Consider the following 25,739-nt stretch of genomic DNA (forward strand, 5'->3'; position numbering starts at 1 on the left):
AGAGATGTCATAAACAAACTTGTTCCAGCCCTCTGTGGGCTTGTCACGCTTCTTCTTGGCGTCGAGAACGCGTTCAGGGGTGAGCATAGAAACGGGTTCTGGCTTGCTGGAGGGCTCACCGGAAAGACGATCACGACGGGAAGGCAGTGAGCCGGTGTCGACGTTTTCGAACTCTTCCACAACGACTTCTTCTACCTCAGCCACTGCAACGTCTTCTGCCGGAGTGGAGACAATAGGGTTTTCACCGCTAAGAACCGATCGTAAAGATGCTTCCATATCGGAGCTCACGTTGCTGGTGAGCGAGACTGGAACCGCAGGGAGTGAAATCGTGGAAACTTCAGGAGCTTGTTCGACTTCCCGCTCAGCGTTGGAGGAAACTTCAGAGATGCGCTCAGGTGATTCTTTCTTGGCAGCAGTCTTCTTCGAAGCCGACTTCTTTGCAGAGTTCTTTGGTGTTTCCGTGCTCACGAAATAATCCTTCAGTAGTTATGTAACTGTGTGAGTCTACCCAATTACGGGCACTTACTAGATGACTCAGGTGTTTCCACCTGACTGATTCTGGAGTCTAGTTAGCTGGGGTAATTGGCGTGATGACCACGATGAGGTCACCTGCTTCAACCTGCTGAGACTTCTGGAAAGAAACACGTTCAACGCGGCCGGTAATTGTTGCGGTAATTGCGGCTTCCATCTTCATCGCTTCAATCGAAGCGACAGGATCTCCAGCAGCTACAGTCTGACCAGCTTCAACCTTGACCGTAACGACACCAGCGAATGGTGCTGCGACGTGACCGGCCTCAGTGAGGTCTGCCTTCTCCGCACTCTTGGTGCTGATTTCAACCGAGCGGTCACGCACGAAGACGGGACGCAACTGACCGTTCAACGTCGTCATCACAGTTCGCATACCCTTGGGGTCTACTCCACCAATGGCTTCGAGGCCCACGTAGAGGCGAACGCCTCGACCAAGGTCAACGATGTGCTCGCTGCCTGATTCCAGTCCGTAGAGGTAATCCACGGTATCGAGAACAGAAACGTCACCGTAAGTTTCACGCACCTGTTCGAATGCCTTGGTGGGCACGGGGAACAGCAATCGGTTCAAAGTTGATCGACGTGACGCCGAACCCCCAGCCAAACCTGCGTGATCTTCTTCAGAAAGAGGCGCGACCTGAATGTTGATGGTCTTACCCTCAAGCACCTTGCTGCGGAATGGTTCAGGCCAGCCACCTGGGATATCTCCCAGTTCACCTGCCATGAATCCGATGACCGAGTCAGGGATGTCGTACTTTTGAGGGTTCGCCTCGAAGTCAGCAGGATCAGCCTTCACAGCAGCTAGGTGCAGAGCAAGGTCGCCGACAACCTTGGAAGATGGTGTCACCTTAGGAACGCGACCCAGGATTTTGTTCGCCGCGGCATACATATCTTCAACCAACTCGAAATCATCGGCGAGGCCCAGCGCAATAGCCTGCTGACGCAGGTTGGAGAGCTGGCCACCGGGGATTTCGTGGTGATAAACACGACCAGTTGGTGCAGGCAGACCTGATTCAAATGGCTTGTAGATGTTACGAACTGCTTCCCAGTAGGGCTCGAGGTCGCATACGTTGTCCAGGTTCAAACCGGTGTCACGCTCAGTGTTGGCGAGGGCAGCAACAAGTGCAGAAGCGCTGGGCTGGCTGGTAGTGCCAGACATGGGTGCCGATGCAACGTCGACTGCGTCAGCGCCTGCGGCCGCAGCAGCAAGCAGAGTTGCCAACTGACCACCAGCAGTGTCGTGGGTGTGAACGTGAACCGGCAGGTCAAAGCGCTCACGGAAAGCAGTAACGAGCTTGGCGGCAGCTGCGGGACGCAGAAGACCTGCCATGTCCTTGATAGCCAAGATGTGTGCACCAGCAGCCACAATGTCATCGGCAAGAGCGAGGTAATAGTCCAGGGTGTACTTGTCCTCGGCAGGATCCAGCAAGTTGCCTGTGTAGCAAACAGCTACTTCAGCAATAGTGGTGCCGGTTTCCAGCACAGCTTCGATAGCGGGACGCATCTGGTTGACATCGTTGAGCGCATCAAAGATTCGGAAGATGTCAACGCCGGTTGCGGCAGCTTCTTGAATGAATGCCTTGGTGACTTCTTCTGGGTATGGGGTGTAGCCCACAGTGTTACGACCACGCAGCAGCATCTGGATGGCGACGTTGGGCAGTGCTTCACGCAACTTGGCAAGACGGTCCCAGGGGTCTTCTCCGAGGAAGCGCAGTGCAACGTCGTACGTTGCTCCACCCCATGCTTCAACCGAGAGGAGCTGAGGAGTCATGCGTGCTACATAAGGAGCCACATTGACGAGGTCCTTGGTGCGAACGCGCGTAGCAAGAAGTGACTGGTGAGCGTCACGGAAAGTGGTCTCGGTAACAGCAACGGCCTTCTGCTGACGCAGAGCTTCAGCGAATCTCTTGGGGCCTAGTTCAAGCAGTGCCTGACGGCTACCTGCAGGAGCAGGAGTGCTCAGGTCAATACGAGGAAGCTTGGCCTTGGGGTCAGCACCAGCTGGGCGAGGACCGTTGGGCTTGTTGACGGTGACGTCAGTGACCCAGTTGAGAATCTTGGTTCCGCGGTCCTTGGACTCACGACCGGTGAGCAGGTGGGGTCGCTCATCGATGAAGCTGGTGGAGAGATCTCCAGCCTTGAACTGTTCGTCGTCCAGAACTCCCTGCAGGAACGGAATGTTGGTGGAAACGCCACGGATACGGAATTCAGCAAGTGCGCGGCGTGAGCGGTCCACGGCAGCGGTGTAGGTACGACCACGGCAGGTGAGCTTCACCAGCATGGAGTCAAAGTGAGGGCTAATCTGCGAACCAGGACTGACTGTTCCACCATCGAGGCGGATACCAGCACCACCGGGTGAACGGTAGGTCGTGATCTTGCCTGTGTCGGGGCGGAAGCCTTGTGAAGGATCTTCGGTGGTGATGCGGCACTGAAGGGCGAAGCCACGAACGTGGACGCTCTCCTGGTGCAGACCGAGGTCGTCGAGCGACTCCCCCGCTGCAATGCGCATCTGTGACTGCACGAGGTCAACATCGGTGACCTCTTCAGTCACGGTGTGCTCAACCTGAATACGAGGGTTCATCTCGATGAAGACGTGCTGACCAGCACGTTCACCGGCGGTATCAACGAGGAACTCTACGGTTCCTGCGTTCTGGTAGCCAATGGAGCGAGCGAAAGCCACAGCATCGCGGTGCAGAGCTGCACGCAGCTCGTCCGAGATGTTCGGAGCTGGAGCAATCTCCACAACCTTCTGGTGGCGACGCTGAACCGAGCAGTCACGCTCGAACAGGTGAATGGTTTCGCCCTGGCTGTCGGCAAGAATCTGAACTTCAATGTGACGTGGACGCAGTACAGCCTGCTCGAGGAACATCCGACCATCGCCGAAAGCACTTTCTGCTTCACGCATGGCGGCTTCGAGGGCGGGACGAAGCTCGTCCATGGTCTCCACGCGACGCATACCGCGTCCGCCACCGCCGGCAACAGCTTTAGCGAAGATGGGAAAACCAATTTCGGCAGCTTCTGCCAAAAGGTGGTCAATATCGGTGGTGGCCTGAGTGGACTTGAGCACAGGGACACCGGCTGCAATTGCGTGGTCCTTTGCGGTGACCTTATTTCCGGCCATTTCCAATACGCGGGCAGGAGGACCAATGAAGGTGATGCCGTTGTCTGCTGCGGCCTGGGCTAGTTCTGGGTTTTCAGACAAGAAACCGTAACCAGGGTAAATAGCGTCGGCGCCGGAGAGCTTGGCCACACGAATGATCTCGGCAACGTCCAAGTAGGCACGAACGGGGTGACCTGGTTCACCGATCTGGTAAGCCTCATCCGCCTTTTGGCGGTGCAAAGAACTGCGGTCTTCCTCAGGGAAAACAGCAACTGTCTTGGCTCCGAGCTCTACAGCCGCACGAAAGGCGCGGATGGCAATCTCGCCACGGTTTGCAACCAGGATTTTCTTGAACATATGACCCCTTCGAATGCCGCCAGCATCGGTTCGTAGTTAGGTACTCCCAGCCTACAGAAGGTATCGTGGTGCTAATGCACGTCGTCAGTATTAGTTCCCTGAAGGGTGGCGTTGGTAAAACAACGGTCACCCTCGGTTTGGCATCCGCTGCGTTCGCCGCCAATTTGCGCACACTTGTGGTCGATTTTGACCCCCAGTCCGATGTTTCCACCGGTCTTGGTGTGGATACTCGTGACCACCTCAACGTTGCTGACGTGTTGGCAAACCCGAAACTGAAGACAGTTCGTCAGGCCATTGCGCCTGCTGGATGGTCTGCTCCAGGTCACGCACCGATCGATGTCATGATTGGTAGCCCTTCTGCGGTCAACTTTGATGGCCCCCACCCCACAGCACGCGAGGTATGGCGCTTGGAAGAGGCCTTAGCGACCGTGGAAGACGAGTATGACCTCGTCCTCATCGACTGTGCTCCCAGCCTGAATGCCCTCACCAGAACAGCATGGGCAGCTTCTGACCGCGTTGTCGTAGTCACTGAGCCCGGTTTGTTCTCTGTTGCTGCTGCTGACCGAGCTCTTCGTGCGATGGAAGAAGTACGTCGCGGCCTGAGCCCACGTCTTCAGCCGCTGGGTTTGATCATCAACCGTGTGCGTGCCCAGTCACTTGAGCACCAGTACCGCATTCAAGAACTGCGTGACATGTTTGGGCCTCTCGTTCTTCAGCCTCAACTCCCAGAACGCACCTCGCTGCAGCAAGCTCAAGGTGCTGCGCGTCCAGTACACGCCTGGCCTGGTGAAGCAGCAGCAGACATGGCCCGTAACTTCGATCAGTTGCTCAACCGTATTTCACGCGCGGGCAAGATTGGCGAATACGCCCCCAAGTCCTAATCAACTGACGTTGATAACAAGAAAACCCCCGCTATTGCGGGGGTTTTCTTCGTAAGTGATGTTTGAGTTTTAGCCAACCTTGCGGGCACGACGAGCGGCAAGCTCATCAGCTGCATCGGTTGCTGCAGAAGTGATCTCAACCAGGCTGGTCTCCACTTCGCGCAGAACCTTGCCAATAGCAATACCGAATACGCCCTGACCGCGGCTGACGAGGTCAATCACTTCGTCATTGGTGGTGCAGAGGTAGATGCTCGCACCATCACTCATCAGCGTGGTCTGAGCCAAGTCATAGATACCGGCAGAACGGAGCTGGTCAACAGCCGCACGGATCTGCTGGAGAGAAATACCAGTGTCGAGGAGACGCTTCACCAGCTTGAGAACCAAGATGTCCCGGAAGCCGTAGAGGCGCTGTGAACCCGAACCGGATGCATCACGCACGGTGGGAACGACAAGTTCAGTGCGAGCCCAGTAGTCGAGCTGACGGTAGGTAATACCGGCCGCCTTTGCTGCCTCAGCACCACGGTAGCCAGCGTTCTCATCACGTTCAGGCATACCGTCGCTGAACAGGACATCAAGCTCGTAGCGAGCATCGTCGCTGCGGTTCAGTTCGTTCATTTCCGGCCCTTACTAGAAGCAACAACCTTAAGGTTCAAGTTGTTGTTGAGAGTTTGTATACCCAAACTTACAGACAGTTTTTAATCGTGTCTGGGATTTAAAGCTTCACACGCTCTTGGGCGTGTCGCAATCCTGAATTTATCGAGATTGCTGAGTAATTACTTGGCGCAGCATCTGAGAACGCACGATCTCGATGTGACGAGAAATCTCGTGAGCACGCTCAATAGAGCGAGCCTGGCTCGCTGCATCCTGACGGTGGCTCACAGGTACCAGTGCACGTTCAATCAATGAGTACTCACGCTCAGCTGCTGCACGCATGGTGCGCAAGTGGCGTGGCTCGATGCCGGAGCGCTGAAGTTCAACCAACGCGGTGAAGACCACGATGTGTTCTTCGCTATAAGAATCTGCTGGCTCAAGCATTCCCGCAGAAACGGCGTCTTGAAGCAAGTTCATGCTTGCACCACACGCACGAACAAATTCTTCACGGGTGTAACGAGTAGGTGCAGAAAGAAGTGAATCTGCGGACAAGCTCTGTGCATTGGGAAGAGCTGGGGTGTTACCTGCATCAATCTCATCCAAGTGAGTGCGAATGACCTTCAGAGGAAGGTAGTGATCGCGCTGCATGGTGAGAATCAGGCGTAGACGGTCAACGTGCTCAACCGAGAACTTGCGGTATCCAGAGGGAGTGCGCTCGGGAGTGATGAGACCCTGCTCTTCCAAGAAGCGAAGCTTCGAGGGAGTGAGGTCGGGGAAATCGGGAGAAACCTTGGCCAGGACTTGACCGATGCTGAGCAGGCCGCGGGTTGCGGGTGCTTTACGTGCTGCTGTTGCCATTACGCCGAAACACCTCGAGCCAGGTCAACGCGTGAAGCAAAGAATGTGAGGTGGAACTTACCCACCTGAACTTCATCACCATCTGTCAAAGCATGGCGTTCCACGCGCTCTCCTTCGTAATAGGTTCCGTTCAGCGATGCGAGATCGCGCACTTCAAATTCTGCTCCGTTACGACGGAACTCAGCGTGACGACGAGAGACCGTTACGTCATCCAAGAAAATATCAGAGTCGGGGTGGCGACCACAGGTGGTCACGTCCACATCCAGAAGGAAGCGTGCTCCCTGACTGGGGCCACGTCGAACAATCAGAAGTGCACTTCCACTGGGAAGAGAAGCAATAGCTTCCTGCTCCTCCGGAGTGACATCGACTGCTTCTAAAGCTTTGACCTGATCAATAAAGGACTGTGAAAAAGTGGCAGTTTGATCTGGTCCGGGGGTCGAAGAGGGGACCTGTGTGGCGTCATCGCCATTGAGTGAAACGTTCACTTTTCCCCTTTCGTACTTCACCACATTAGTGGACTTTTTCCCTGCGCAAAATACGAGACTTTTTATGACCTGCCAGCGGAAACTTCAAGCCCCTGAGTTGACTTCTGTGAGTTCCATCCGAACAAATCTGGACAGCACCTTCGTGAGCTAGACTAGTGACATCTTGTGAACGACATGTTTCGTTCCCTGCGTCGATAGAACGCTTCCCTCACCGAAATCGGTTGACATTTTTCTTCGGCGAACGGATGCATCATCAGATGCCTTCGCCATGTATCCCGGTTTCGATGTCGAGCAGGAGTTCTTCGTGAGCTCTGCTCTCAATTGAGTTTTTCTCAATTGATTCCTGCCAGGAAATTACTCAAAGGTAATAACTTCTATGTCTGAAAAGACTTTCTCCACCTTGGGCGTTCCCGCCCCACTCGTTGCAGCATTGACTGCAGCAGGAATTGATTCACCGTTTCCCATTCAGGTTGACACCCTGCCTGACACTCTGTCCGGCCGTGACGTATTAGGTCGTGGAAAAACCGGCTCGGGTAAGACTCTGGCCTTCAGTATTCCCATGGTTGCCCGCCTCGGTGGCGCACTAGCTGGCGGTCGTCGTCGACCAGGTCGCCCCTTGGGTCTTGTCCTTGCGCCTACTCGTGAACTGGCAACCCAGATCACCAACACAATGGTTCCTCTTGCAGATGCCTACGACCTGCGCGTGACCACCATCTTTGGCGGCATCTCTCAAGCTCGTCAGGTGGCAGCACTCAAGGCCGGCGTCGATATCGTTGTGGCCACCCCTGGTCGTCTCGAGGACCTCATGAAGCAGGGCTTCCTTCACCTCGATGCCATCGAGATCACCGTGCTTGATGAAGCTGACCACATGGCTGATCTCGGTTTCCTGCCCATCGTCACCAAGATTCTCAAAACCACTCCCACCGGCGGTCAGCGTCTGCTCTTCTCAGCAACGCTGGACAATGGCGTAGACAAGCTGGTCAACCAGTTCCTTCACAACGAAGTTCTTCACTCGGTTGACGAAGCCAACTCCCCCGTTGCAGCAATGACCCACCACGTGTTTGAAACCAGCGGCAACGATGCCAAGAAGGATCTTGTCTACAAGCTTGCCTCGGGAACCGGTCGCCGCATCTTGTTCATGCGCACCAAGCACCATGCAAAGAAGCTGGCCAAGGCACTAACCGATACAGGTATCCCCGCAGTCGATCTGCACGGCAACCTGTCACAGCCTCAGCGCGACCGAAACCTTGCTGCCTTCGGCGAAGGTAACGTCAAGGTTCTCGTTGCTACTGACGTCGCTGCTCGTGGTGTTCACGTGGACAACGTGGAGCTCGTGATTCACGTTGACCCACCCATGGAGCACAAGGCATACCTTCACCGTTCTGGTCGCACGGCCCGTGCCGGCGCTGAGGGTGATGTTGTCACCATCTGCCTGCCAACTCAGCAGAAGGATCTTGCCTCTCTACTCAAGAAGGCAGACATCCAGGTTCAGCCGCAAAAGGTGAACGCCAACTCCCCCGAGGTTCTCGAACTCGTTGGAGAGATTGCGCCTTATGTAAAGCCCGCACCCCGCGAAGTAAAGCCTCAAGGCGGTGGCGGAAACTCCACCGGTAAGAATGCCCAGCGCAAGCGTGCACTCCGCGAAGCTGGCGCAGCCAACGGTCGTCCCCAGCGCGTGACCCGCGATGGCCAGCCCGCTCGAGACCGATCAGGTCGCCCACCAGCAAATGAGAATGGAACGCGTCGCACCGGCGCGAACAAGCCCAGCACCAATGGTGGAACTCGTTCCTATGGTTCAGCTGCAGGTGGTGGCCAGCGAGCTACTGCTTCTGCAAGTTCGCGCCCCGCTGGAGCAGGTCAACGCCAACGCAGTGCACGTCCACAGGGGCGGTAGCTAGAACGCAGCTGCATCACAAAGAAGGCTTCGCACTCACCACTGAGTGCGAAGCCTTTCTTGATCAACCACAGCAGACAGATCAGCAAGCTTTCTCATACCCGCCAAGGGCTGAGCCATGCGGTGATTGTTTCTAATCTTCGGTTCCACACGGTTTAAGAATGCCCAATACCCAGCTGTAAATGGACAGGCATCCTCTCCCAATCGAATCTTGGGGTTGAACGGACAAGCCTTACAGAAGTCAGTCATCGAATTGATGTAGGCACCACCTGAGGAATAGGGCTTTGTGGCTACGAGTCCGCCATCTGCGTGTTGACTCATCCCAATCACATTGGCGGGCATTACCCAAGGTGTTCCATCAACGAAAGCATCAATGAACCAGTTGTTGAGTTGCTGAGGGTTATAGCCGCGCTGAAGCGACCAGTTCCCCAAGATCATGAGGCGTTGAATGTGGTGGGCATAACCACTGTCCCCCACAGTAGTGAGCACATGCTTCATGCATGCCGCATCCACACCTTCACCATCGAGTTTCCAGAACTGCTCGGGCAGATCAACGTTTGCCTCGAGGAAGTTGTTCCTTACGACATAGTCCTCGCCGAGGTGCCAATACAGATGCCACACCCAGTCACGCCATCCAGCGATCTGACGAACAATTGCTTCGACACTTCCAAGCGGGGCATCACCACGTTCATAAGCTGCAACACAGGCATCAATGACTTCTTGCGGGTTCAATAACCCGAGGTTCATGGGAACACTCAGCATGGAATGTGCCATCACGTCGTCACCTTGCAAGCTGGCATCTTCAAAAGGACCGAAGTCCATCAGCCTGGTTTCGACGAATTCAGCAAGAGCTTCAAGAGCCTCGGATCTTGTGGCAGCGAAGCGCCTGGGACCATCGCGTCCCAGCAACGTGATCTCTCCAGCTTCACTCCACGCCGTGAGGTCACCACGAACCTGTGTATCAATCTCATCTTCAACAGGTGCCCACGGGGCAGGCAGACCAAGATTCGTTGCACCCTTGGGTGGTGGCTGCCTGTTGTCGTGGTCATAGTTATATTGACCACCGGCAGGCTGTGGGCCCTCCATCAATATTCCGGTGGAATCTCGCCAGTGCCGGTAATAGTTCTCTAGCTTGAGTGTTCCCGGTTTCTTATCCTTGGCCCACGCAAAAAAGAACTCTTCACTACTGACAAAGCCTCGACTCGGGACTGTCGAAATCCCGAGTTCCGCAACTAGTGCTCTGCTCCCCCAGCTCGTGGGGTTGACCATCTCCAGCTCAACACCTTGTGCTTGGAGAGGAATCAAGACATCTCGGTAATGATCTGCAGAGACATAGCGAGCACGAGAACCGAGCTCTGCTTGACGGTGACGCAATGCACTCAGAATCAGGTGTGCTTTAGCCCAGTGGTAGGGACGACGTGCGAGTACACCCTTTGCTTCAATAAGAAGGATTTCTCCTCCATCATCGAAATGGGGACCAAGTTGGTCAGCCATAATCCATCGCATGTGGTCATTATTTCTTGAATAGCTGGTGTTACATAAACACTTCTGGAAAAATTCTGAACATCAATATTCAATTGGTTAACGGGGGAAAGTTAATGCCAATCAAAATGCGCTTTTTTAGTGCAGTAATTGTTTCAATATCTCTGCTTCTCAGTGGCTGTAGCAATCAAACACCTCCAGCAGAATCTAAGGAACAACAAGGACAAGAGTGTTATTCCCTTGGAAAAAAAGTTGAAATAGACAAATTGAGCTACTTGGAATGCAGATACCAAAAAAGTGGTGATTTGAATTATGTCCAGCTAACTGGCGACACAAAAGGAAAAGTTAACAACAATCTTGATCCAATTGAGGTTTGCAAGATTCAAGATCAAAGACCTACCGAGGGCTTTGCAAGTAGATTGAGCGGTCAGAACACTGCATTTCCTTTGACTAATACTGTTATTCCCCCAACAGGCGAATTCAATATCGGAATAATTCCAATAGATTTTCCTGATTCAGCTGCTACTCAATCTGTCGATGAGCTAATGTCTGGTCACATCAAAGATGTAGATGATTGGCTAGAGTTCACAACAGACGGAGTCACAAAATACACGTGGCACATGCCCCAAGATTGGCTACGCATGCCCCTGGAATCTTCGTTTTATAAATTTGGTAAGCAAAACATTGCGTCAGACGGCAGTTATGTGACTGTAGAAGAACAGCTTCAGAGCACTGAAGAGATGACCTCACAGATATTTTCCGCCGCAGAGGCGTTCATGAATCTAGATGAAATTGACTATTTCTGGATAGTTCTGCCACCAACAGTAAAACACGTTGATTGGACGGTCAATGGTTGGCATCTTCCTGTTCTTACCTCTAGCGGGATTCACCATCTGACTTTTTACTCCTTAGCTAACGTCCTGTGGAATCAACAGACACAGCAGGCACCAATGTATGGGATCTTGCTTCATGAAATGCTTCACGCTCATGGCGCAACCCAACATGCCCCTGGAAATGAATATGCGATGCATGTTGGTAACAGTATTGGAAGCGTTATGGGGGCTTGGGATTCTTTCATTCTTGGCTGGCGCCCCGATGAGGCTTTCGCTTGCCTAGACGCAAACAACCTAACTGAAAAAGAAATCACGCTCACTCCTCTTGACCACAAGGAGCCTGGCTATAAAGCAGCAATTGTAAAGCTTTCAGAAAAAGAAGTGGTTGTTATCGAAAGCAGACGTAAAGGCCCTTTTTCTCATAAGTGGATAGATGGTGCTGCTTTTGTGACTGCGTATGCAGTGGATTCTTCAAAATTGGGCCTGCGATTCGATGGAGACAACAGCAGAGTAAAGGACTATTTTTCCTACTACCTTGAAATTAATGAACCGCACATCGAAGGGATGGATCTAGGTCAGCCTTTAGCAAACATGAATGGACCAGATGCCGAAAATTTCTCTGTGAGACACATCGCTTTCCAAGGAGACATTTTTGAATATGGCGGAATTGAAATCGAAGTGATAAACCAAGCGGACACAGACACAGTCCGAATATCAAAGAGAAACTAACTATTCTTTCTTTCACTTGATAGGTAAAAAAGCCCGGCCAGAACTATCACTAGCCCGATCCAGCCCAAAGGAGAGATTACTTCTCCCACCACCAACACAGCCATTACGACAGCAACTACAGGTTCAAAGAGCGTGTAGACAGCTGCACGTGACGCGGGCATTGCCCCTAAGCCCACAGCAAGAAGCAAATGCCCCACTGCTGTGGGAAAAAGAACAAGATATGCCATCACTGGAATAGCTAAGGGCTGGTTGGCAAATTGGCCTGGATCGGCAATGACCAACGCGATCAACACCACAATGAGTGGCACGGCGGAAACAAGTTGGATTGTGGAGATAACTGGGCGATGACCAATACCTTGCGGGCGGTCAGCACTGGGTTTCATGAGCTTGTTCGCCATATAGGTATAGAGGGCATATGCGAAGCCGGCAATAAGCGCGAGAGCAATACCGAGCGTCACCATGTTCTGATCTCGAACAATGCCACCGCCGTCTTCACCGAAGTTTCGACCGGAGACCAACATGGTGCCACCGGCAACCGTGATGGCGGTGGCAATCAACCAGCGGCCACTAGGACGCTGCTTATCAACGACCCATTCAATGAGTCCGGCAAACAGGGGCGCAGAACCCAAAGCAATGACGTTACCGAGTGCAACACCTGCCCAGCTCATTCCGATGTAAAAAACGGTGCTGTAAACAGCCAGGCCCAGTGCCCCTAGAAGCACAAGTGGAATAGCGCCAATGTTCTTCCACGTTAACCACACCCCAGGCAAAGCAGTCAGACCCAGAATGAGCCCTCCAATACCCATGGTGCTGGCGCCAATAGCAATGGGATTGATGCCCGGAATGAAGCTGGCAGCCATGCCGGTGGTTCCCCAGAACGTGCAGGCAAGCAGTAACGCAACAACACCCCCGCCATAACTCGCGTGGGGTGTTGTTTTCATAGCTCTCAGACTAGCGAGAAGGGAACTTGGGTGGGTGAAGTCCAGCAAGTTCTTGAATCACTCGCACAACCTGGTGGCTGTAGCCATACTCGTTGTCGTACCAGACATAGAGAATGATGTTCTTTCCGTTGGCAATGGTGGCCAGGCCATCCACGATTCCCGCACGGTTGGAACCGACGAAGTCGGTAGAGACAACCTCAGGAGATTCGATGTAGTCAATCTGGTTACGCAGATTGGACTTCAGTGAAGCATCGCGAAGTACTTTGTTCACGGTGTCGCGATCAACGGCCTTGTTCAGGGTCAGGTTCAAGATGGCCATGGAGACATCTGGGGTGGGAACGCGAATTGCGTTACCGGACAGCTTTCCTTCAAGCTCGGGAAGTGCCTTCGCAACTGCTTTCGCGGCACCGGTTTCGGTGATGACCATGTTCATGGCAGCTGAGCGTCCCCGACGGTCGCCCTTGTGGAAATTATCAATCAGGTTTTGGTCGTTGGTGTACGAGTGCACTGTCTCAACGTGACCGTATTCCACACCGTATTCATCATTGATGACCTTGAGCACAGGAGTGATGGCGTTTGTGGTGCAGGAGGCTGCTGTGATGATCTTGTCATCAGGGGTAATGGTGTCGTGGTTGATTCCATAAACCACGTTCTTGAGTGGACTCTTTCCTGGTGCAGTTAAGACAACACGGGAGATGCCCTTGGCTTGGAGGTGCTGAGCCAGTCCTGGCTCATCGCGCCATCGACCAGTGTTGTCCACAAGGATGGCGTCAGAGATGCCATAAGCGGTGTAGTCCACGGTGGTGGGGTCAGAGGAGTAAATGACCTGGATGGGCTTGCCATTAGCAATGATGAGGTTCTTATCCTCATCAATGGTGATGGTGCCATTGAAGGGGCCATGCACTGAATCGCGGCGGAGCAAACTGGCTCGCTTGGTGAGGTCTTTGTCATCACCCTTGCGCACCACGATTGCTTTAAGAACTGGGCCGCGACCATTCTCGGCATTGCCGAGGAGAATGCGAGCCAGAAGACGACCAATGCGTCCAAAACCATAAAGCACAACATCTTTGGCATCGTCAGCAGTGGCAGGCTGGCCTTTGCCCGCAACCGGTGCAAGGACTTCGGCTGCATAGTCAGCAATAGTCTTTCCGGACCCTGCTTGCTCAGCGAGGATACCTGCAACATTGATCGAGGCAGGACCAGGGTTCAGCGAGACAATGGCCTGAACGAGTTCGAGCGTGCGATTGATGTCGAGTTCTTGGCCATCGACGTGACGGGCATAGCGGTGTGCTTTGACGATCTGCAGCGGCGAAGAGTTGATGAGTCGTCGACCGTGAATAGAGGTGACAACTCCGTTGTCACGATACAGTCCACCGATGAGCGGGATGAGCTGTTCAGCTACTGCTTGGCGGTCGGTCCAGGTGGCGTCATTGTGTGGTGCCATAACCAGTGGTTCTCCCTTGAAACTGTTGATAAAGCCTCACGCGTATCTCGAGCATGCGACTGGGGTATTCAGTTTGTACCGGTGACATCAGCGTCTTCCGGGGAGGGAGTAATTCCAGCCTAATTCAGGTGCGGGGAAAACTGAGGGATATACATTTGTCACTATGGAAATGTTTCAGGCAGATGGTCGCACTGTTCTCGTCATTGGTGGCCTCGGCGGATTAGGCCGAGGCATCTGTTCTGCCTTCATCACTGCCGGCGCGAATGTCATTGCCCTCGATACGAACGCCGAAAAGGAAACAGCCTTTCGAGTGGAACTTGATGCCCTCGAGGCTCAACTCAGCGTTATTTGCGCGGATGCAACCACACCCGAGGCGTATGTAGCAGCACAGACAGATGCCTCTTCTCGCGGGCACTGGATCGACACCGTGGTGGTGTGCGCAACTCCCCCACAGTTCACCAAGGCCATAGAAGACTATGACTGGGACTACCACCAGCAGATGATTGATGTTTTTCTGAAAATTCCATACGTTGCAACAACTGCACTATTGCCTGCAATGAAAGAACACTCTTTCGGTCGCATTATCAACATCACCTCAGAGGTATTTGAGAAGAGTGAGCCCTATTCCTCTGCCTATGTCGCCGGGAAGGGTGCCCAGATTGGGTGGACCAGATCTATGGCCACTGAGCTTGCCCCGTTCGGCATCACGGTTAACCATGTGGCTCCAGGATTCATCCCGGTTGAGCGCCACAAAGACCTTCCTCAAGAAGTCCTGGATGGATATCTCGCCACCGTTCCCGCTGGACATTTTGGTACCCCTGCAGACGTTGGCGCTGCCTGCGTATACTTCGCCAGCACAGAAGCAGGTTTCGTCACGGGACAGACACTGCTTGTCAACGGAGGGCGTTCACCGCACTAAAGCTGTCTAAGCAGGACCATTTGGCAGCAGAGGAACATTACGGTGTTTGAGTTCAATTCCCTGAGCCCTGTAGCTTCCACCAATAATCAAGACTGCGCCTAGCACCCCGAGCCAGCCGAGCATCTCGGCACCTAAGAACACACCAATCACAACAGCCCAGATGGGCTCTGTCCCCAAGAGCAAACTCACGCGTGCTGCCGACGTCTTGCGCACTGCCCACAGCTGAACCAAGAATGCGAAGACGGTGCAGGCCGCGGCTAGGTAGAAAAGATCAAGCCAATCAAGTGCCGTGAAGGTGGAGTAACTAGCAATAACACCTGGCACATCGGCGGCAGTAAACACCACTGCACACACCACCGTTTGCACGAAGGTGACACTGACCGAACTATAGCTATAACCGGTAGTGAGTTGGCCTAACGCAGTGACGTGAATGCTGCGCACAATCGCAGCTCCCAGCATGAGTGCATCACCCCAGTTGGGAGTGTGGAATCCATTACCCGACACCAGTAACAGCACTCCCACCACAGCAACCGTTGCAGCAATGAAATAGCTCCGCGGCAACCATCGCTTGAGCCACAGAGATTCCAATATCGGCGTGAACACGATGGTCATGCTGATGATGAGTCCGGCATTGGTAGCACTGGTGAGCTTCACACCCCATGTCTCGAGACTCAGAATTCCTGCCTGGGTCAGCCCAAAGAAGACTCCAATCAGAAAGCCGCGACGATCAAGTCGCTTGTTCGAAGAAAACAACCAGACCACGAGCATGATCACCGACGCAATCAAGAACCTGGCAGAAAGAATGGCAAAGACACTGCCGTGATCGGTGAGGACTTTGGTGGCCAGATAACTACTTCCCCAGACCGCAGCAACACCCAAGAGCAAGATGTCTGCCTTATTGCGGGAAAGAAAGTTCACGGAATTCAGCCTAGGTGCCTTGGGGGCGTTCGGCTTGCATCCAGACTTGAGGCGTAGGCTCAGGCCAAGAGCCATTGCGGCTCCCTACGAAGGGAAAGACCATGGCCGAGAAAAACATCAAGAAGAGCAGCGGTAAGACCGCTCCTGCCAAGTCGCTCAAAGAAAAGCGTGCCGACAAGAAAGATAAGGCAACTGCAAAGGCTAACTACAAAGAGGCCTAAACCTTTGTGTGCCTAGTGCACACTCAAGCCAGACACCAGCAAGGTGATGGCCAAGATAGCGAAAACCCCTGCCACGACAAACTCCATGGCAATAGTGAAACCGGTGGTGGTCATCACCTTTCTCATTGCCGAAGCAGCGTAAATCAAGGTGATCAACCACACAGCGGAGACCAACACAAAGGTCAGGCACAAGAACACCAGTTGCAACGGAACACTGTCCGCCTTCCCTAAGAACTGCGGGAAGAAAGCCAAGAAAAAGATCAACACCTTGGGATTTGTCACATTGGTGAGATAACCCAACACAAAAGGCCCCGCCTTGCGTGTGGAACCAGCTGCATCGATATCTACTTGCTCGAACGACCCAGCACGGTTGTGTGCAACCAACTTAATGCCCGCACGGAGTGACTGAACTGCCAGGTAGAGCAGATACAGCGCACCAACAATCTTGAGCCAAAACAAAGCTCCAGGTGCCCGAGCAATCAAAAGACCAACACCAGAAATCAACAACACCGACAACGTGGTAATACCTGCATAAATACCCAGCATGGTGAGAAAACCATCACGCATACCCCCGCGCAGTGTGGAGCGCAGCATCAAGAAAGTGTCGGCACCGGGAGAGAGAATAATCACCAGTGCTGAAATAAGGAACGCAGGAAGAACGGAGTAATCCAGCATGGATTACTCTCCGTCGAGGGCTGCGCGAAGTGCCTCCACCACGATGGCGTGATCGTCTTGTTGTGGAACTCCACTCGCAATGACAGCACCCACGAACGCATCTCCTACGAAGAGCGGGAAACCGCCTCCGTGTGCGGCAAAAGATTGATCGAGGCCTGTTTCGGTGTGAAAATCTTTCCCATGCGAAATCAGACGCTGACCCACAAGAAACGAAGGCTCCTGGAACTTATAGACGGTTTTGCGCTTGCGTTCGATCCAGTCATCATTCTCTGAGCTAGTTCCTGGGCAGGCATAGCGAAAGACATGTTGGTCACCAAGAAATACCGAGACGACCAATGGCCAGTTTCGCTCTTCTGCACGAGCTGCCAGGTCCATGCCCAACGCAAGAGCGTCTTCGTGGCTTAACGATTCAAAGCGTAATTCTGCGAGTTGAGTTTCTAACTCGGCAACATCGGCAAGAAGTTCAGGTTGGTCAGCCATGTACTCAACCTAACCGATGTTGTTACTTTGAAGCAGAACCGATGATGGCGTCGACGTCAATTTCAACAAGCATGTCAGGTGCAGCGAGTGCTGAGACCTCAACTGCAGTTGCTGCCGGACGAATCTCGCCAAAAAATTCACCATGAACCTTGCCGACTGCATCGAAGTCAGCGATGTTGGTGAGGTAAATGCGTGTGCGAACAACGTCACCAAAGGTGGCGCCGGCTTGCTCGAGGGCTAAAGCGAGACGCTTGAAGATCTCACGAGTCTGCGCTGCGGGGTCAGAACCACCGATTGCACCTTCTGGAGCACCAGCAGTTGTGCCCGCAATGAAGACGAAGTCTCCTGCGCGTACTGCACGTGAGTAGCCAACAACAGGCTCATAGACAGATCCAGAAGAGATAAGAGTGCGCTCATAAGTCATGACTTAACGATATCCATCTCCACAACAAACAAAAGACCGCCCCTTACCGACAAGGGGCGGTCTTACTTGTGTAGCGAAGAGAACTACGCTGCCTTACCTGCAGCAGTAGCGGTGGGAACCTCGATGAGGCGCCCGGTGACAACGTCATAGATGTAGCCATAGACAGGAATGCCGGCGGGAACCAAGGGGTGTGCCTTGATGCGAGCAACATCCTCGGTCACGGACTGTGCCTGGTCAGAGATGGTCAACCAGTCAATGTACTTTGCCTCGGCAGAGCCTGGACCGGTTCCTACGTCGTAGAAACCTTCAGCACCGAGAGCAGCAGTCTCGAGGCTGTTTGCCAGAAGACCACGACTGACCTCCTCGGTGAAGAATTCCATGCCGCAGTTGGAGTGGTGAATGACAAACCATTCCTTGGTGCCGAGGAGCTTGTAGGAGATAACAAGTGAACGGATCGCGTCATCAGAAGCACGACCACCAGCATTACGAATAACGTGTGCGTCACCTTCGCTCAAACCTGCATACTTTGCAGGGTCAAGACGAGCATCCATGCAGGTAAGGATGGCAAAGCCACGTGCAGGAGGAAGAGCTAGCTCACCCTTCGCACCAAAATCTGCAGCATATGCTTCGTTGGCTGCAAGTACTTCGTTCAGAACAGACATGATTCTTTACCTCGAAAAGATCAGAAGAAATCCGGAAGTTTTCTTCCGGTGTCTGTAACGGTAATCACTTCTGAATTGTTACGTCGCTTTGTGAAGAAAAACGAACAAATAAGTCAGTATCAAAGCACTTTGTTACGCACACATCTCAGCAACAAGAAGGCCTCCGAGAATCCAGAGGCCTTGTTGATGAAACGAATCCACCCGATTGTTACGACGCGGCAGCGGCCTTCTGCTTGTCTGACTTGTTTCCCAACAAGAGAACGACAAAACCGACCACAACCATGATGACAGCGTAAGCAATCATCAAAACGGCAAAACCTTGAGTGAATCCCTCAACTGCTGTGGGAAAAACCGAAGTATCGGTTGGCTTTGCACCTGATGCTGACCAGGCGTCCAACTGAGACTCAGCAGTAGATCCGAGCTTGTTGAGAACGTGAGCCTTTGCAATTGTGTCAATCACTACTGTCGAGGAAGCTAATCCTAAGGAGTACCAAAATTGACCAATTGTTGTTCGAGAAGATGAGACAACTCCATAATGTTTCTCGTCAGCTTCCTCAAGAATCATTCCGCCGTAAGCCACTGCGGGAACCGCAGCACCAATTCCCAAAACAATCAAAGCAGGAAGATAATCGCTCACCGATTTGGGGGAACTAAGTGCGGTAATCGCAAACAATATTCCACCAACTGATGCAATGAATGCGCCAATCAACGCAGACATTTGTCGAGTAAGAATCTTCTTGCTAATCAGAGCACCAATTGTGAGTGCAGTAGGAATCGCGAGGAGCAAATATGGAAGCTGCGAAAGTGACAGACTCAGACCTTTTAAGTCGAGCTGGTACTGGAACAGGTTGCTAAAAGAGATCAATCCCAACCCGGTTGAGAAGTTGTAGAGAAAACCCACACCTATTGCGGCAAGGAACAAGGGGTTTTTGAGAAGAGCAACTGGGAAGAATCGAAGCTCTGAACGTGAGCGCTCTCTGAGATAAAAAATGACGAACAAAACCACACCGGATACAAAAGGAACAATCGTCAGCGCAGTAAACAATCCGTTAGCCGCATGGGAGATGCCATAAAGGCTCAACACAACTGCTAAACCGAGGAGTACCTGGCCGAGAGCGTCCCAAGGTTGTTCAGTGTGAACAACAACGTCCTTGGGGAGGATAAAGAATCCCAGCAACAAAGAAAAAATGCTGAGAGCAGGGATGACGAGGAATGCCTCACGCCACCCAACTCCGACGAGAGTAGAGCCTGTAAAGGTTACTAGCAGCGTAAATAAGCCAATTGAGGCAGAGAACGTGCCAAGGGCTGCAGAGATGCCACCCTTTGCTTTTTCCCCAAAATATTTGACATAAGCAAATGCTGATCCGTACACAGCACCAAGTGCGACACCAGCAATCGCTCTCCCCAGAATAAACATGATGGGATCTTGAGAAATGGAGACAATGCCATCACCAACAACCGCTAATAGCATGGCGAAAATAATGACTTTTTTACGTCCCAAGCGGTCTGCGAGCATACCCGTGGTAATCACCGAGGCGGCAAGAGTTAAGGTGCTCACTGACGCGGCAAGAGCTGTTAAGTTGCCAAATTGTAAATCCTTGCCGGCTGATAACAACGCAGTTGAAGCAATGTTTGGATCAGCTCCCTGAATTGAAGCGAGCAAACCCAGGTATATCAGAGGAAGAAGTACAGGTGGAGACTTTGCAGCGGTGTCAACAGTTCCCATGTGCGGATAGACCTAGGCTCTCAACAACACTTCTTCGAAGCATGTGATTGAGCAGGGAGATCTTTGTGTTCCGAAGGATCCATTGCCTCTACTTGTGCAAGGAATGCGTCAAGATCTATACGCTTTCCACTGAGCCAAGTGCCTTCAACCTTGACTAAATCAGTCAATTTGTGAGGATCAACAAGGAAAGGATCAGTCGACAGTTCGCAGAAATCAGCTAGCTTACCTGGAGTAATTGAACCGACTTCGTGGTCCCGCCCAAGCTGGAAAGCTGCGTTGACGGTGTGAGCTTTCATGGCGTCTTCCAAGCTGATTGCCTGGTTTTCACCATGTACTTTTCCTGAGGCAGTCTGGCGAGTGACCATTGCCTGCCAGTTCAGCAGAGGAATGGGTGGGCTCACTGAACCATCGTTGTGGAAGGTGACTGAAGCGCCTGACTTGAACGCATCTCCCACTGCCTGCCACTGTGAACCGATTGAACTTTCGAACATGGTGCCATCAAGAAGATCGCCCCAATAAATGAACTGGAATGGGCTCATCGATAAACACACACCGAGGCGTGCAGCACGTTCGAACTGATCTTTGCGGCACGCACCAAGGTGTTCAATTCGCCAACGGTGGTCAGTGCCCATCAAACCGTGCTTGCTCAGTGCATGTTCGTAGGCGTCTAGAACTATGTCCATACCCACATCACCATTGCAGTGGAATGCCATCTGGTAGCCAGTAGGTGTCAACTTGTCCAGAATTTCATCGAGCTGGGCACGGTTGTAGTTCATCATTCCTTCACCACCTGGGCCCAAAGGAATATTGGCGTTCTTAGTGGTGTCGTTATCGAGATAAGGGAAAGATGCCGCAATGGTTCCTACCCAAGGGGAGCCATCTGCCCACAACTTGATGCCCTGTTTCTTCAACTTTGTATCTGGAACGGGGATAGCAATGGGATCAGCGCAATCTGGCTCAATTGACATGTGATACAGCGATATACGCAATGGGCTGTCTGGTGCCATTGCCATTGCTACGTAAGCCTTGAATTGGTTGGAAGCATAGGTGTGCTCAGATGTTGAGGTAATTCCATTTGTCGCCATGAGTTTGTACCACTGAGCGATAGGAGCAAGTGGATGGGTAGCTAACGATGCAAGCACCTTCGAAGCAGCAACGAGAAGTGCAGCAGATTCATAAGCACGTCCGTTGGAAGTACCGTCTTCGTTTCTTCCGTAGCGAGCACCAACCGGGTCAGCAGGAGGCTTTCCATCTGCCCATCCAAGAAGTTGAATGTTTGCCGTGTTGAAGTAAACCTCGTGACCGGAATTATCAATCACAATAACTGGACGGTCAGGAAAATAATTGTCCAAAATCGTGTTGGTAAGTTCAGGTGCGTTGTGGAGAATACGATCAAGACCGTTGAACGCCACAGGGACACCAGCGGGAGTTTCTGCATTCACTTTTGTGAAATAGGCGGTGACGTCATCAAAAGTAGGGAATCCAACGTATGGAGCAATCCAGTGAGCAGGAGATTGGGTGCTCAAACCGCTCAGCGCAGGGTGGCTGTGAGGATCAATAAGTCCTGGTGTCAGCACTGTCTTTCCTGCGTCATGAACCTGCGCATCTGAATGTGCTTCTTGAAGTTCAGAAAACGATCCGACAGCTGAAATTAATCCTGTTGATGTGTCAACAGCAACTGCCTCAGCTCGGGGGTTGTCTGGGTCCATCGTAATGATGGAAGACGCCTTAATGATGAGGTCTACAGCCATGAAGTGCTCCTTGTTCAACGAAACAGATGCAGTTGGACTATCTGTCTAATGTTCTCAATTCAGACTATGCCGAAACTGACAAAAACTACACACTCAAATGTAATATGAGCGTAAAAACTGAGTTATCTGAGAATGTTCTCAATAGCCTTACCCTGAGCTAATTCATCAACCAACTTGTCCATGTAACGAATGTTGCGCATGAGGGGATCTTCTACGTCCTGGACTTTCACGCCACAGACCATTCCGGTTATCAGGACAGAGTTGGGATGTACGTGTACACGTTCAAAGAATTCTTGAAGAGACTCCCCCGATGAAATTGCTAGATCGAGCTGTGTGCCATCGAGTCCGGTCAACCACGACAAGACTGTACGGAGCTCAGACTCTGAGCGGTTCTTTCTCTGAACCTTCGTGACATACAGCGGATAGATATCCGCAAAAGGCGTTGCGAACAGGCGCTGCATGTTCGCCAGTTGCCTAGAGCTCAGGGGTCCGGTTGTCATAGTTTCTAAATCTCTTGTTCGTCCTGAGTAACACCGTAATCAAGACCATGATTCCAAGTCCACCAATCAGAGCTGGCGCCCACAAAGCAATCGAGACCGCCATGAGCCCAGTGAAGAGATCTCCTAGACGAGGACCGCCGGCAACGACCGAGTAAAACACACCCTGTAAACGTCCACGCATCTCATCAGGAGCTGCCGTCATCAAGATGGTGGAGCGGAAGATGGCAGAAACCTCGTCAGAAGCACCCATACCCACAAAGCACAGCGCTGCAAGGCTTAATCCCAGCACATTCACTTCGGACCAGGTGTTCCCCACCTGGCCAAAGGCGCCCAGCATTCCAAAGAGAACCACAACACCGAAGAGTGCAATGAAGGCACCATAAACAGTGATGGCGCGGCCAATAGCGAGACCGAAATGGTTGATCCGCGCCACGGGACCACTGAGCACACTGGTGGAGAAAGTTCCCACCGCAGCTGCTGCGGTAAGAATGCCCACGGTGGTGGGACCACCGCCGATGACGGTGGCAGCAACCGCAGGAAGAACGGCATAAGGGCGACCTAAGCCCATAGCAATGATGTCGAAGAGGAAACTGGTGCGAATGTTGGGAGCAGTGCGAAGGAACGCCAAGCCCTGCTTGATGCCATCCCAGCCTTTGGCAACGGCGTCGTGAAGAGGTGGGATCTTGGGCAGGGTAAAGACCCCGAAGAAGCCAGCCAACATCAGCACCATGTCCACCATAAAGGTCACCGTGAAGCCGGAAGTTGCCACTAGGACTCCAGCCAGCGCGGGACCAACGGTGTATTGAATACCCATTGAAATTCCACTGAGCGCATTGGCTTTGGGGACATCTTCTAACTTGAGAATGCGAGGATATACAGCCATGCGTGCAGCACCAGAGATGATGTAGGCCATGGCGCTAATCGTGGTGAAGACATAGAACGGCCACACGGCAACGCTGGAGCCATTAGCCTCAAGACCGGCATCCGTCACTGAGAGAGCGACAAGACCCAAAGTTGAGATGAAAGAGACGGTGATCGCACCAAGAATGACAGTTCTGCGGTCTTGACTATCAGCAAGCATGCCACCCCATGGCCCGGCAAAGAGCATGGGAATAAGTGCAATTCCGCCAACAAGACCCACCATGAAGGTGTTGTGGGTGATGTCGAAGATCTGCAGGCCCACCGCCATGATGGTCATCTGTGCACCAATGCCAGAAAGACCAGCACCAATCCAAAGTCTGGAGAAAGCGGGAGAAACCTTGAGCGGCGTCAGATCGACGAAGCGGCGCTTGGTTTCAGTCACTGGTTGAGTCTAACGCTGAGCTTTCACTTGACTCAGACGCGTTAAGCAGTAAAGCGACGGTCATAAGACCGCCGCTTTCCAAATGGTCGGGCTGACAGGATTTGAACCTGCGACCCCTTGACCCCCAGGCGTCCAGACGGCTTCGGCCGGACCGGATTCCGCGTGATTCCGGGCGTCAGATCATGCGGAGCACGTCACGAGATGCATGGTTTGCACGGTTCTGGTCCCCTTCTGGTCCCCCTCATCAATCACGAAGATCCTGAACGAGGTTGCTCCGCGGTGCGAATCGCAGACCGAGCGCCGGGATCAGCGGTGCTGCCTGAGTGCACTTGCCACAGGTCCCTCAGGTCAGAACCGGCGAGGTCTGACCCGCGCGGAACGTGCCGACCCCAATCAGCGTCAGACAGTTGCGAAAGGAACTCACGCGCCTCTGACGGACGAAGGGATCCTGGTTCGTGGCCCTGTGCGAACTCCGCCCCGAGCGAGTTAGCTGCCGTTCTCGGAACTGAACTCATCCGCATCACCACGCCTGCCTCGGTGTTGACCCCGTGATAGAGCATCGCACCGAGCAGGTTGATGCTTCGCAGGTCGCTCTCGCTGACGTTCTCAAAATCGATACCGCTTGTGGAGGCGTCGGTGTTCGGAGCCCGGTGACCGAACTGTCGGGCGAAGGCGGTACTGAGGACGAACGCGTTGGAGGAGTCGACTTGATGGGCGACCGTCGCGCCGGTGTCGCGGAGGAGGTCGGCAGCGAGGCAGAGTCGCCAGCCGGCGGTGTCATGCGGTAGAATCGAGTCCATGCATTTGTACTTCCTGTGACGGTTGAGCAGGCCTACCGCGCTCGTTGAGAAATCCGAGACTGCGGCGACCGCTCGTTCTGACCCTTCTGGGTCGCCGTCATTTGCGTACCTATCTGCCTGTCCGTGGCTGGTGGTGCGTCGTCTCGAAGGACTTCAATGCTTACCCCGACGAACCGTCATCCGGCGCGCCATCGCGCGCAACTCATCACTTCCGACGTGTCTTTGATGCGCGGAGCCACACCCGTCCTCCATCATGTCGACCTCACCCTCACTTCCTCATCGCGTGTCGCGATCGTGGGAGAGAACGGGCGAGGGAAATCGACCCTCCTGCAGGTACTCGCTGGCGTCCTGGTCCCGGACAGCGGAACAGTCCAGCGCATTGGCACGATCGCTGTGGCCGAGCAAGAGATGACCGCCGCTGACAGTCGAACTGTTGGGCAAGCGGTCGCAGAGGCGATCGCCGAACCACTGGCCGCGTTGGCGGCGCTCGACGCGGCCGCTCTCGCTCTCGCGGACAACACGGACCGGGCGGAGGAGCAGTACACGGCCGCGTTGGAACATGCCGAAGCGCTCGATGCGTGGGATGCCGAACGGCGCGTGCAGATCGCGCTCGAAGCACTCGACGCGGAGACGGACTCGACCAGGCTTCTCGCAGACCTCTCGGTGGGACAGCGTTATCGGGTACGGCTGGCGTGCCTCCTGGGCGCCGATCACGACTTCCTCCTGCTTGATGAGCCCACCAACCACCTCGACCGAAGCGGGCTCGAGTTCCTGACCGCGCAGCTCCGAGCGCGGAGCGGGGGTGTTGTCGTCGTCAGCCACGATCGCGCGCTGCTGTCCGACATCGCGGAGACCATCGTCGACCTGGACCCGACGCCGGACGATCGGCCGCGCGTGTACGGGAACGGCTATGCCGGCTACCGGGAGGGACGTCTGGCCGAGCGGGAACGCTGGGAACAGGACTATGACCACCAGCAGGCCGAGCATGCTCGGCTACAGGACAGTCTCAGCGCCGCGCAGAACCGACTCGTCTCGGGGTGGAGACCAGAGAAGGGCACCAACAAGCATGGGCGCGCCACCCGGGCCGGCGGGCTTGTGCAGAACGTGCACCGACGCCAGGAAGCACTCGAAGCCCACGCCGTCACCGTGCCGGAACCGCCTCAGCTCTTCCGGTTCCCCGAACTCCCCACAAGAACCGGCGCGGTTCTCCTCAGCGTCGATCACGTCAGCGTCGCCGGGC

21 protein-coding genes and 1 pseudogene are annotated in these 25,739 nt (G+C 53.6%); 5 read left to right on the forward strand and 17 right to left on the reverse strand.

Annotated elements, in window-relative coordinates; translation table 11 throughout:
- Positions 1-468: pseudogene (locus tag RR877_RS06515) on the reverse strand (hypothetical protein); the annotation flags it as partial.
- Between the two features lie 97 nt (positions 469-565).
- Positions 566-3,982: a pyruvate carboxylase gene (locus RR877_RS06520; protein ID WP_332618760.1), complete on the reverse strand. Its 3,417-nt coding sequence runs from the start codon at positions 3,980-3,982 to the stop codon at positions 566-568.
- Between the two features lie 74 nt (positions 3,983-4,056).
- On the opposite strand from RR877_RS06520, the gene RR877_RS06525 reads away from it, so the two are divergent.
- The gene (locus RR877_RS06525) at positions 4,057-4,863 is read left to right on the forward strand and encodes a ParA family protein (RefSeq protein WP_332627814.1); all 807 of its coding nucleotides are present in this window, start codon (positions 4,057-4,059) and stop codon (positions 4,861-4,863) included.
- A 69-nt stretch (positions 4,864-4,932) separates the two neighbouring features.
- Here RR877_RS06525 and RR877_RS06530 read toward each other — a convergent pair whose 3' ends face one another.
- The 3 genes from RR877_RS06530 to RR877_RS06540 all read right to left on the reverse strand — a co-directional run bounded on the left by RR877_RS06530 (position 4,933) and on the right by RR877_RS06540 (position 6,797).
- Positions 4,933-5,478, reverse strand: a complete 546-nt coding sequence (locus tag RR877_RS06530; RefSeq protein WP_110233520.1) for a MerR family transcriptional regulator — start codon at positions 5,476-5,478, stop codon at positions 4,933-4,935.
- A 138-nt stretch (positions 5,479-5,616) separates the two neighbouring features.
- Positions 5,617-6,312 carry a MerR family transcriptional regulator gene (locus RR877_RS06535; RefSeq protein ID WP_110233522.1) on the reverse strand — a complete coding sequence of 232 codons (696 nt, stop codon included), beginning with the start codon at positions 6,310-6,312 and terminating at the stop codon, positions 5,617-5,619.
- Complete coding sequence (locus RR877_RS06540; RefSeq protein ID WP_239406789.1) at positions 6,312-6,797, reverse strand: FHA domain-containing protein; 486 nt, start codon at positions 6,795-6,797, stop codon at positions 6,312-6,314. The genes RR877_RS06535 and RR877_RS06540 overlap by 1 nt, the downstream gene beginning before the upstream one ends.
- Before the next feature lie 376 nt (positions 6,798-7,173).
- Here RR877_RS06540 and RR877_RS06545 point away from each other — a divergent pair, with 376 nt between their 5' ends.
- Complete coding sequence (locus tag RR877_RS06545) at positions 7,174-8,691, forward strand: DEAD/DEAH box helicase (protein ID WP_332551383.1); 1,518 nt, start codon at positions 7,174-7,176, stop codon at positions 8,689-8,691.
- A 36-nt stretch (positions 8,692-8,727) separates the two neighbouring features.
- Here RR877_RS06545 and RR877_RS06550 read toward each other — a convergent pair whose 3' ends face one another.
- The gene (locus tag RR877_RS06550) at positions 8,728-10,185 is read right to left on the reverse strand and encodes a cryptochrome/photolyase family protein (RefSeq protein ID WP_332627816.1); all 1,458 of its coding nucleotides are present in this window, start codon (positions 10,183-10,185) and stop codon (positions 8,728-8,730) included.
- A 104-nt stretch (positions 10,186-10,289) separates the two neighbouring features.
- Here RR877_RS06550 and RR877_RS06555 point away from each other — a divergent pair, with 104 nt between their 5' ends.
- Positions 10,290-11,735, forward strand: a complete 1,446-nt coding sequence (locus RR877_RS06555; protein ID WP_332551385.1) for a hypothetical protein — start codon at positions 10,290-10,292, stop codon at positions 11,733-11,735.
- Here the strand turns inward: RR877_RS06555 and RR877_RS06560 are convergent.
- Entirely contained in the window at positions 11,732-12,676 is a 945-nt protein-coding gene (locus RR877_RS06560) for an EamA family transporter (RefSeq protein WP_332618763.1), read from the reverse strand. The genes RR877_RS06555 and RR877_RS06560 overlap by 4 nt on opposite strands.
- Before the next feature lie 10 nt (positions 12,677-12,686).
- Positions 12,687-14,120 (reverse strand): glyceraldehyde-3-phosphate dehydrogenase, encoded by a 1,434-nt coding sequence (locus tag RR877_RS06565; protein WP_332551477.1) that lies wholly within the window; start codon positions 14,118-14,120, stop codon positions 12,687-12,689.
- Between the two features lie 163 nt (positions 14,121-14,283).
- Here RR877_RS06565 and RR877_RS06570 point away from each other — a divergent pair, with 163 nt between their 5' ends.
- Complete coding sequence (locus RR877_RS06570) at positions 14,284-15,039, forward strand: SDR family oxidoreductase (RefSeq protein ID WP_332551476.1); 756 nt, start codon at positions 14,284-14,286, stop codon at positions 15,037-15,039.
- Positions 15,040-15,045: 6 nt separating this feature from the next.
- Here RR877_RS06570 and RR877_RS06575 read toward each other — a convergent pair whose 3' ends face one another.
- The 9 genes from RR877_RS06575 to RR877_RS06615 all read right to left on the reverse strand — a co-directional run bounded on the left by RR877_RS06575 (position 15,046) and on the right by RR877_RS06615 (position 23,699).
- On the reverse strand, positions 15,046-15,957 hold the full coding sequence (locus RR877_RS06575; protein WP_332618764.1) for a DMT family transporter: 912 nt from the start codon (positions 15,955-15,957) through the stop codon (positions 15,046-15,048).
- A 233-nt stretch (positions 15,958-16,190) separates the two neighbouring features.
- On the reverse strand, positions 16,191-16,853 hold the full coding sequence (locus RR877_RS06580) for a LysE family translocator (protein WP_332618765.1): 663 nt from the start codon (positions 16,851-16,853) through the stop codon (positions 16,191-16,193).
- Between the two features lie 3 nt (positions 16,854-16,856).
- Positions 16,857-17,333: a heme-binding protein gene (locus tag RR877_RS06585; RefSeq protein WP_332551419.1), complete on the reverse strand. Its 477-nt coding sequence runs from the start codon at positions 17,331-17,333 to the stop codon at positions 16,857-16,859.
- A 22-nt stretch (positions 17,334-17,355) separates the two neighbouring features.
- A complete protein-coding gene (locus RR877_RS06590; protein WP_110233543.1) occupies positions 17,356-17,757 on the reverse strand; it encodes a RidA family protein in 402 nt (133 codons plus the stop codon).
- Between the two features lie 83 nt (positions 17,758-17,840).
- Complete coding sequence (locus RR877_RS06595) at positions 17,841-18,419, reverse strand: carbonic anhydrase (RefSeq protein WP_332627818.1); 579 nt, start codon at positions 18,417-18,419, stop codon at positions 17,841-17,843.
- A gap of 208 nt (positions 18,420-18,627) precedes the next feature.
- A complete protein-coding gene (locus RR877_RS06600) occupies positions 18,628-20,145 on the reverse strand; it encodes an MFS transporter (protein WP_332551417.1) in 1,518 nt (505 codons plus the stop codon).
- Between the two features lie 20 nt (positions 20,146-20,165).
- A complete protein-coding gene (locus RR877_RS06605) occupies positions 20,166-21,896 on the reverse strand; it encodes an amidohydrolase (protein ID WP_332618766.1) in 1,731 nt (576 codons plus the stop codon).
- Between the two features lie 122 nt (positions 21,897-22,018).
- The gene (locus RR877_RS06610) at positions 22,019-22,396 is read right to left on the reverse strand and encodes a DUF2200 domain-containing protein (protein WP_280796533.1); all 378 of its coding nucleotides are present in this window, start codon (positions 22,394-22,396) and stop codon (positions 22,019-22,021) included.
- Entirely contained in the window at positions 22,371-23,699 is a 1,329-nt protein-coding gene (locus RR877_RS06615; RefSeq protein WP_280802509.1) for an MFS transporter, read from the reverse strand. The genes RR877_RS06610 and RR877_RS06615 overlap by 26 nt, the downstream gene beginning before the upstream one ends.
- A gap of 956 nt (positions 23,700-24,655) precedes the next feature.
- On the opposite strand from RR877_RS06615, the gene RR877_RS06620 reads away from it, so the two are divergent.
- A partial coding sequence (locus tag RR877_RS06620; RefSeq protein WP_332627819.1) for an ATP-binding cassette domain-containing protein occupies positions 24,656-25,739 on the forward strand: 1,084 nt, incomplete at its 3' end.

This window comes from Aurantimicrobium sp. (assembly GCF_036667855.1).
Lineage (GTDB): Bacteria > Actinomycetota > Actinomycetes > Actinomycetales > Microbacteriaceae > Aurantimicrobium.

Coding starts and splice junctions, on each gene's coding strand:
- RR877_RS06520 (WP_332618760.1), bottom strand. CDS start 3,982: ATGTTCAAGAAAATCCTGGTTGCAAACCGTGGCGAGATTGCCATCCGC.
- RR877_RS06525 (WP_332627814.1), top strand. CDS start 4,057: ATGCACGTCGTCAGTATTAGTTCCCTGAAGGGTGGCGTTGGTAAAACA.
- RR877_RS06530 (WP_110233520.1), bottom strand. CDS start 5,478: ATGAACGAACTGAACCGCAGCGACGATGCTCGCTACGAGCTTGATGTC.
- RR877_RS06535 (WP_110233522.1), bottom strand. CDS start 6,312: ATGGCAACAGCAGCACGTAAAGCACCCGCAACCCGCGGCCTGCTCAGC.
- RR877_RS06545 (WP_332551383.1), top strand. CDS start 7,174: ATGTCTGAAAAGACTTTCTCCACCTTGGGCGTTCCCGCCCCACTCGTT.
- RR877_RS06550 (WP_332627816.1), bottom strand. CDS start 10,185: ATGGCTGACCAACTTGGTCCCCATTTCGATGATGGAGGAGAAATCCTT.
- RR877_RS06555 (WP_332551385.1), top strand. CDS start 10,290: ATGCCAATCAAAATGCGCTTTTTTAGTGCAGTAATTGTTTCAATATCT.
- RR877_RS06560 (WP_332618763.1), bottom strand. CDS start 12,676: ATGAAAACAACACCCCACGCGAGTTATGGCGGGGGTGTTGTTGCGTTA.
- RR877_RS06565 (WP_332551477.1), bottom strand. CDS start 14,120: ATGGCACCACACAATGACGCCACCTGGACCGACCGCCAAGCAGTAGCT.
- RR877_RS06570 (WP_332551476.1), top strand. CDS start 14,284: ATGGAAATGTTTCAGGCAGATGGTCGCACTGTTCTCGTCATTGGTGGC.
- RR877_RS06580 (WP_332618765.1), bottom strand. CDS start 16,853: ATGCTGGATTACTCCGTTCTTCCTGCGTTCCTTATTTCAGCACTGGTG.
- RR877_RS06585 (WP_332551419.1), bottom strand. CDS start 17,333: ATGGCTGACCAACCTGAACTTCTTGCCGATGTTGCCGAGTTAGAAACT.
- RR877_RS06590 (WP_110233543.1), bottom strand. CDS start 17,757: ATGACTTATGAGCGCACTCTTATCTCTTCTGGATCTGTCTATGAGCCT.
- RR877_RS06595 (WP_332627818.1), bottom strand. CDS start 18,419: ATGTCTGTTCTGAACGAAGTACTTGCAGCCAACGAAGCATATGCTGCA.
- RR877_RS06600 (WP_332551417.1), bottom strand. CDS start 20,145: ATGGGAACTGTTGACACCGCTGCAAAGTCTCCACCTGTACTTCTTCCT.
- RR877_RS06605 (WP_332618766.1), bottom strand. CDS start 21,896: ATGGCTGTAGACCTCATCATTAAGGCGTCTTCCATCATTACGATGGAC.
- RR877_RS06610 (WP_280796533.1), bottom strand. CDS start 22,396: ATGACAACCGGACCCCTGAGCTCTAGGCAACTGGCGAACATGCAGCGC.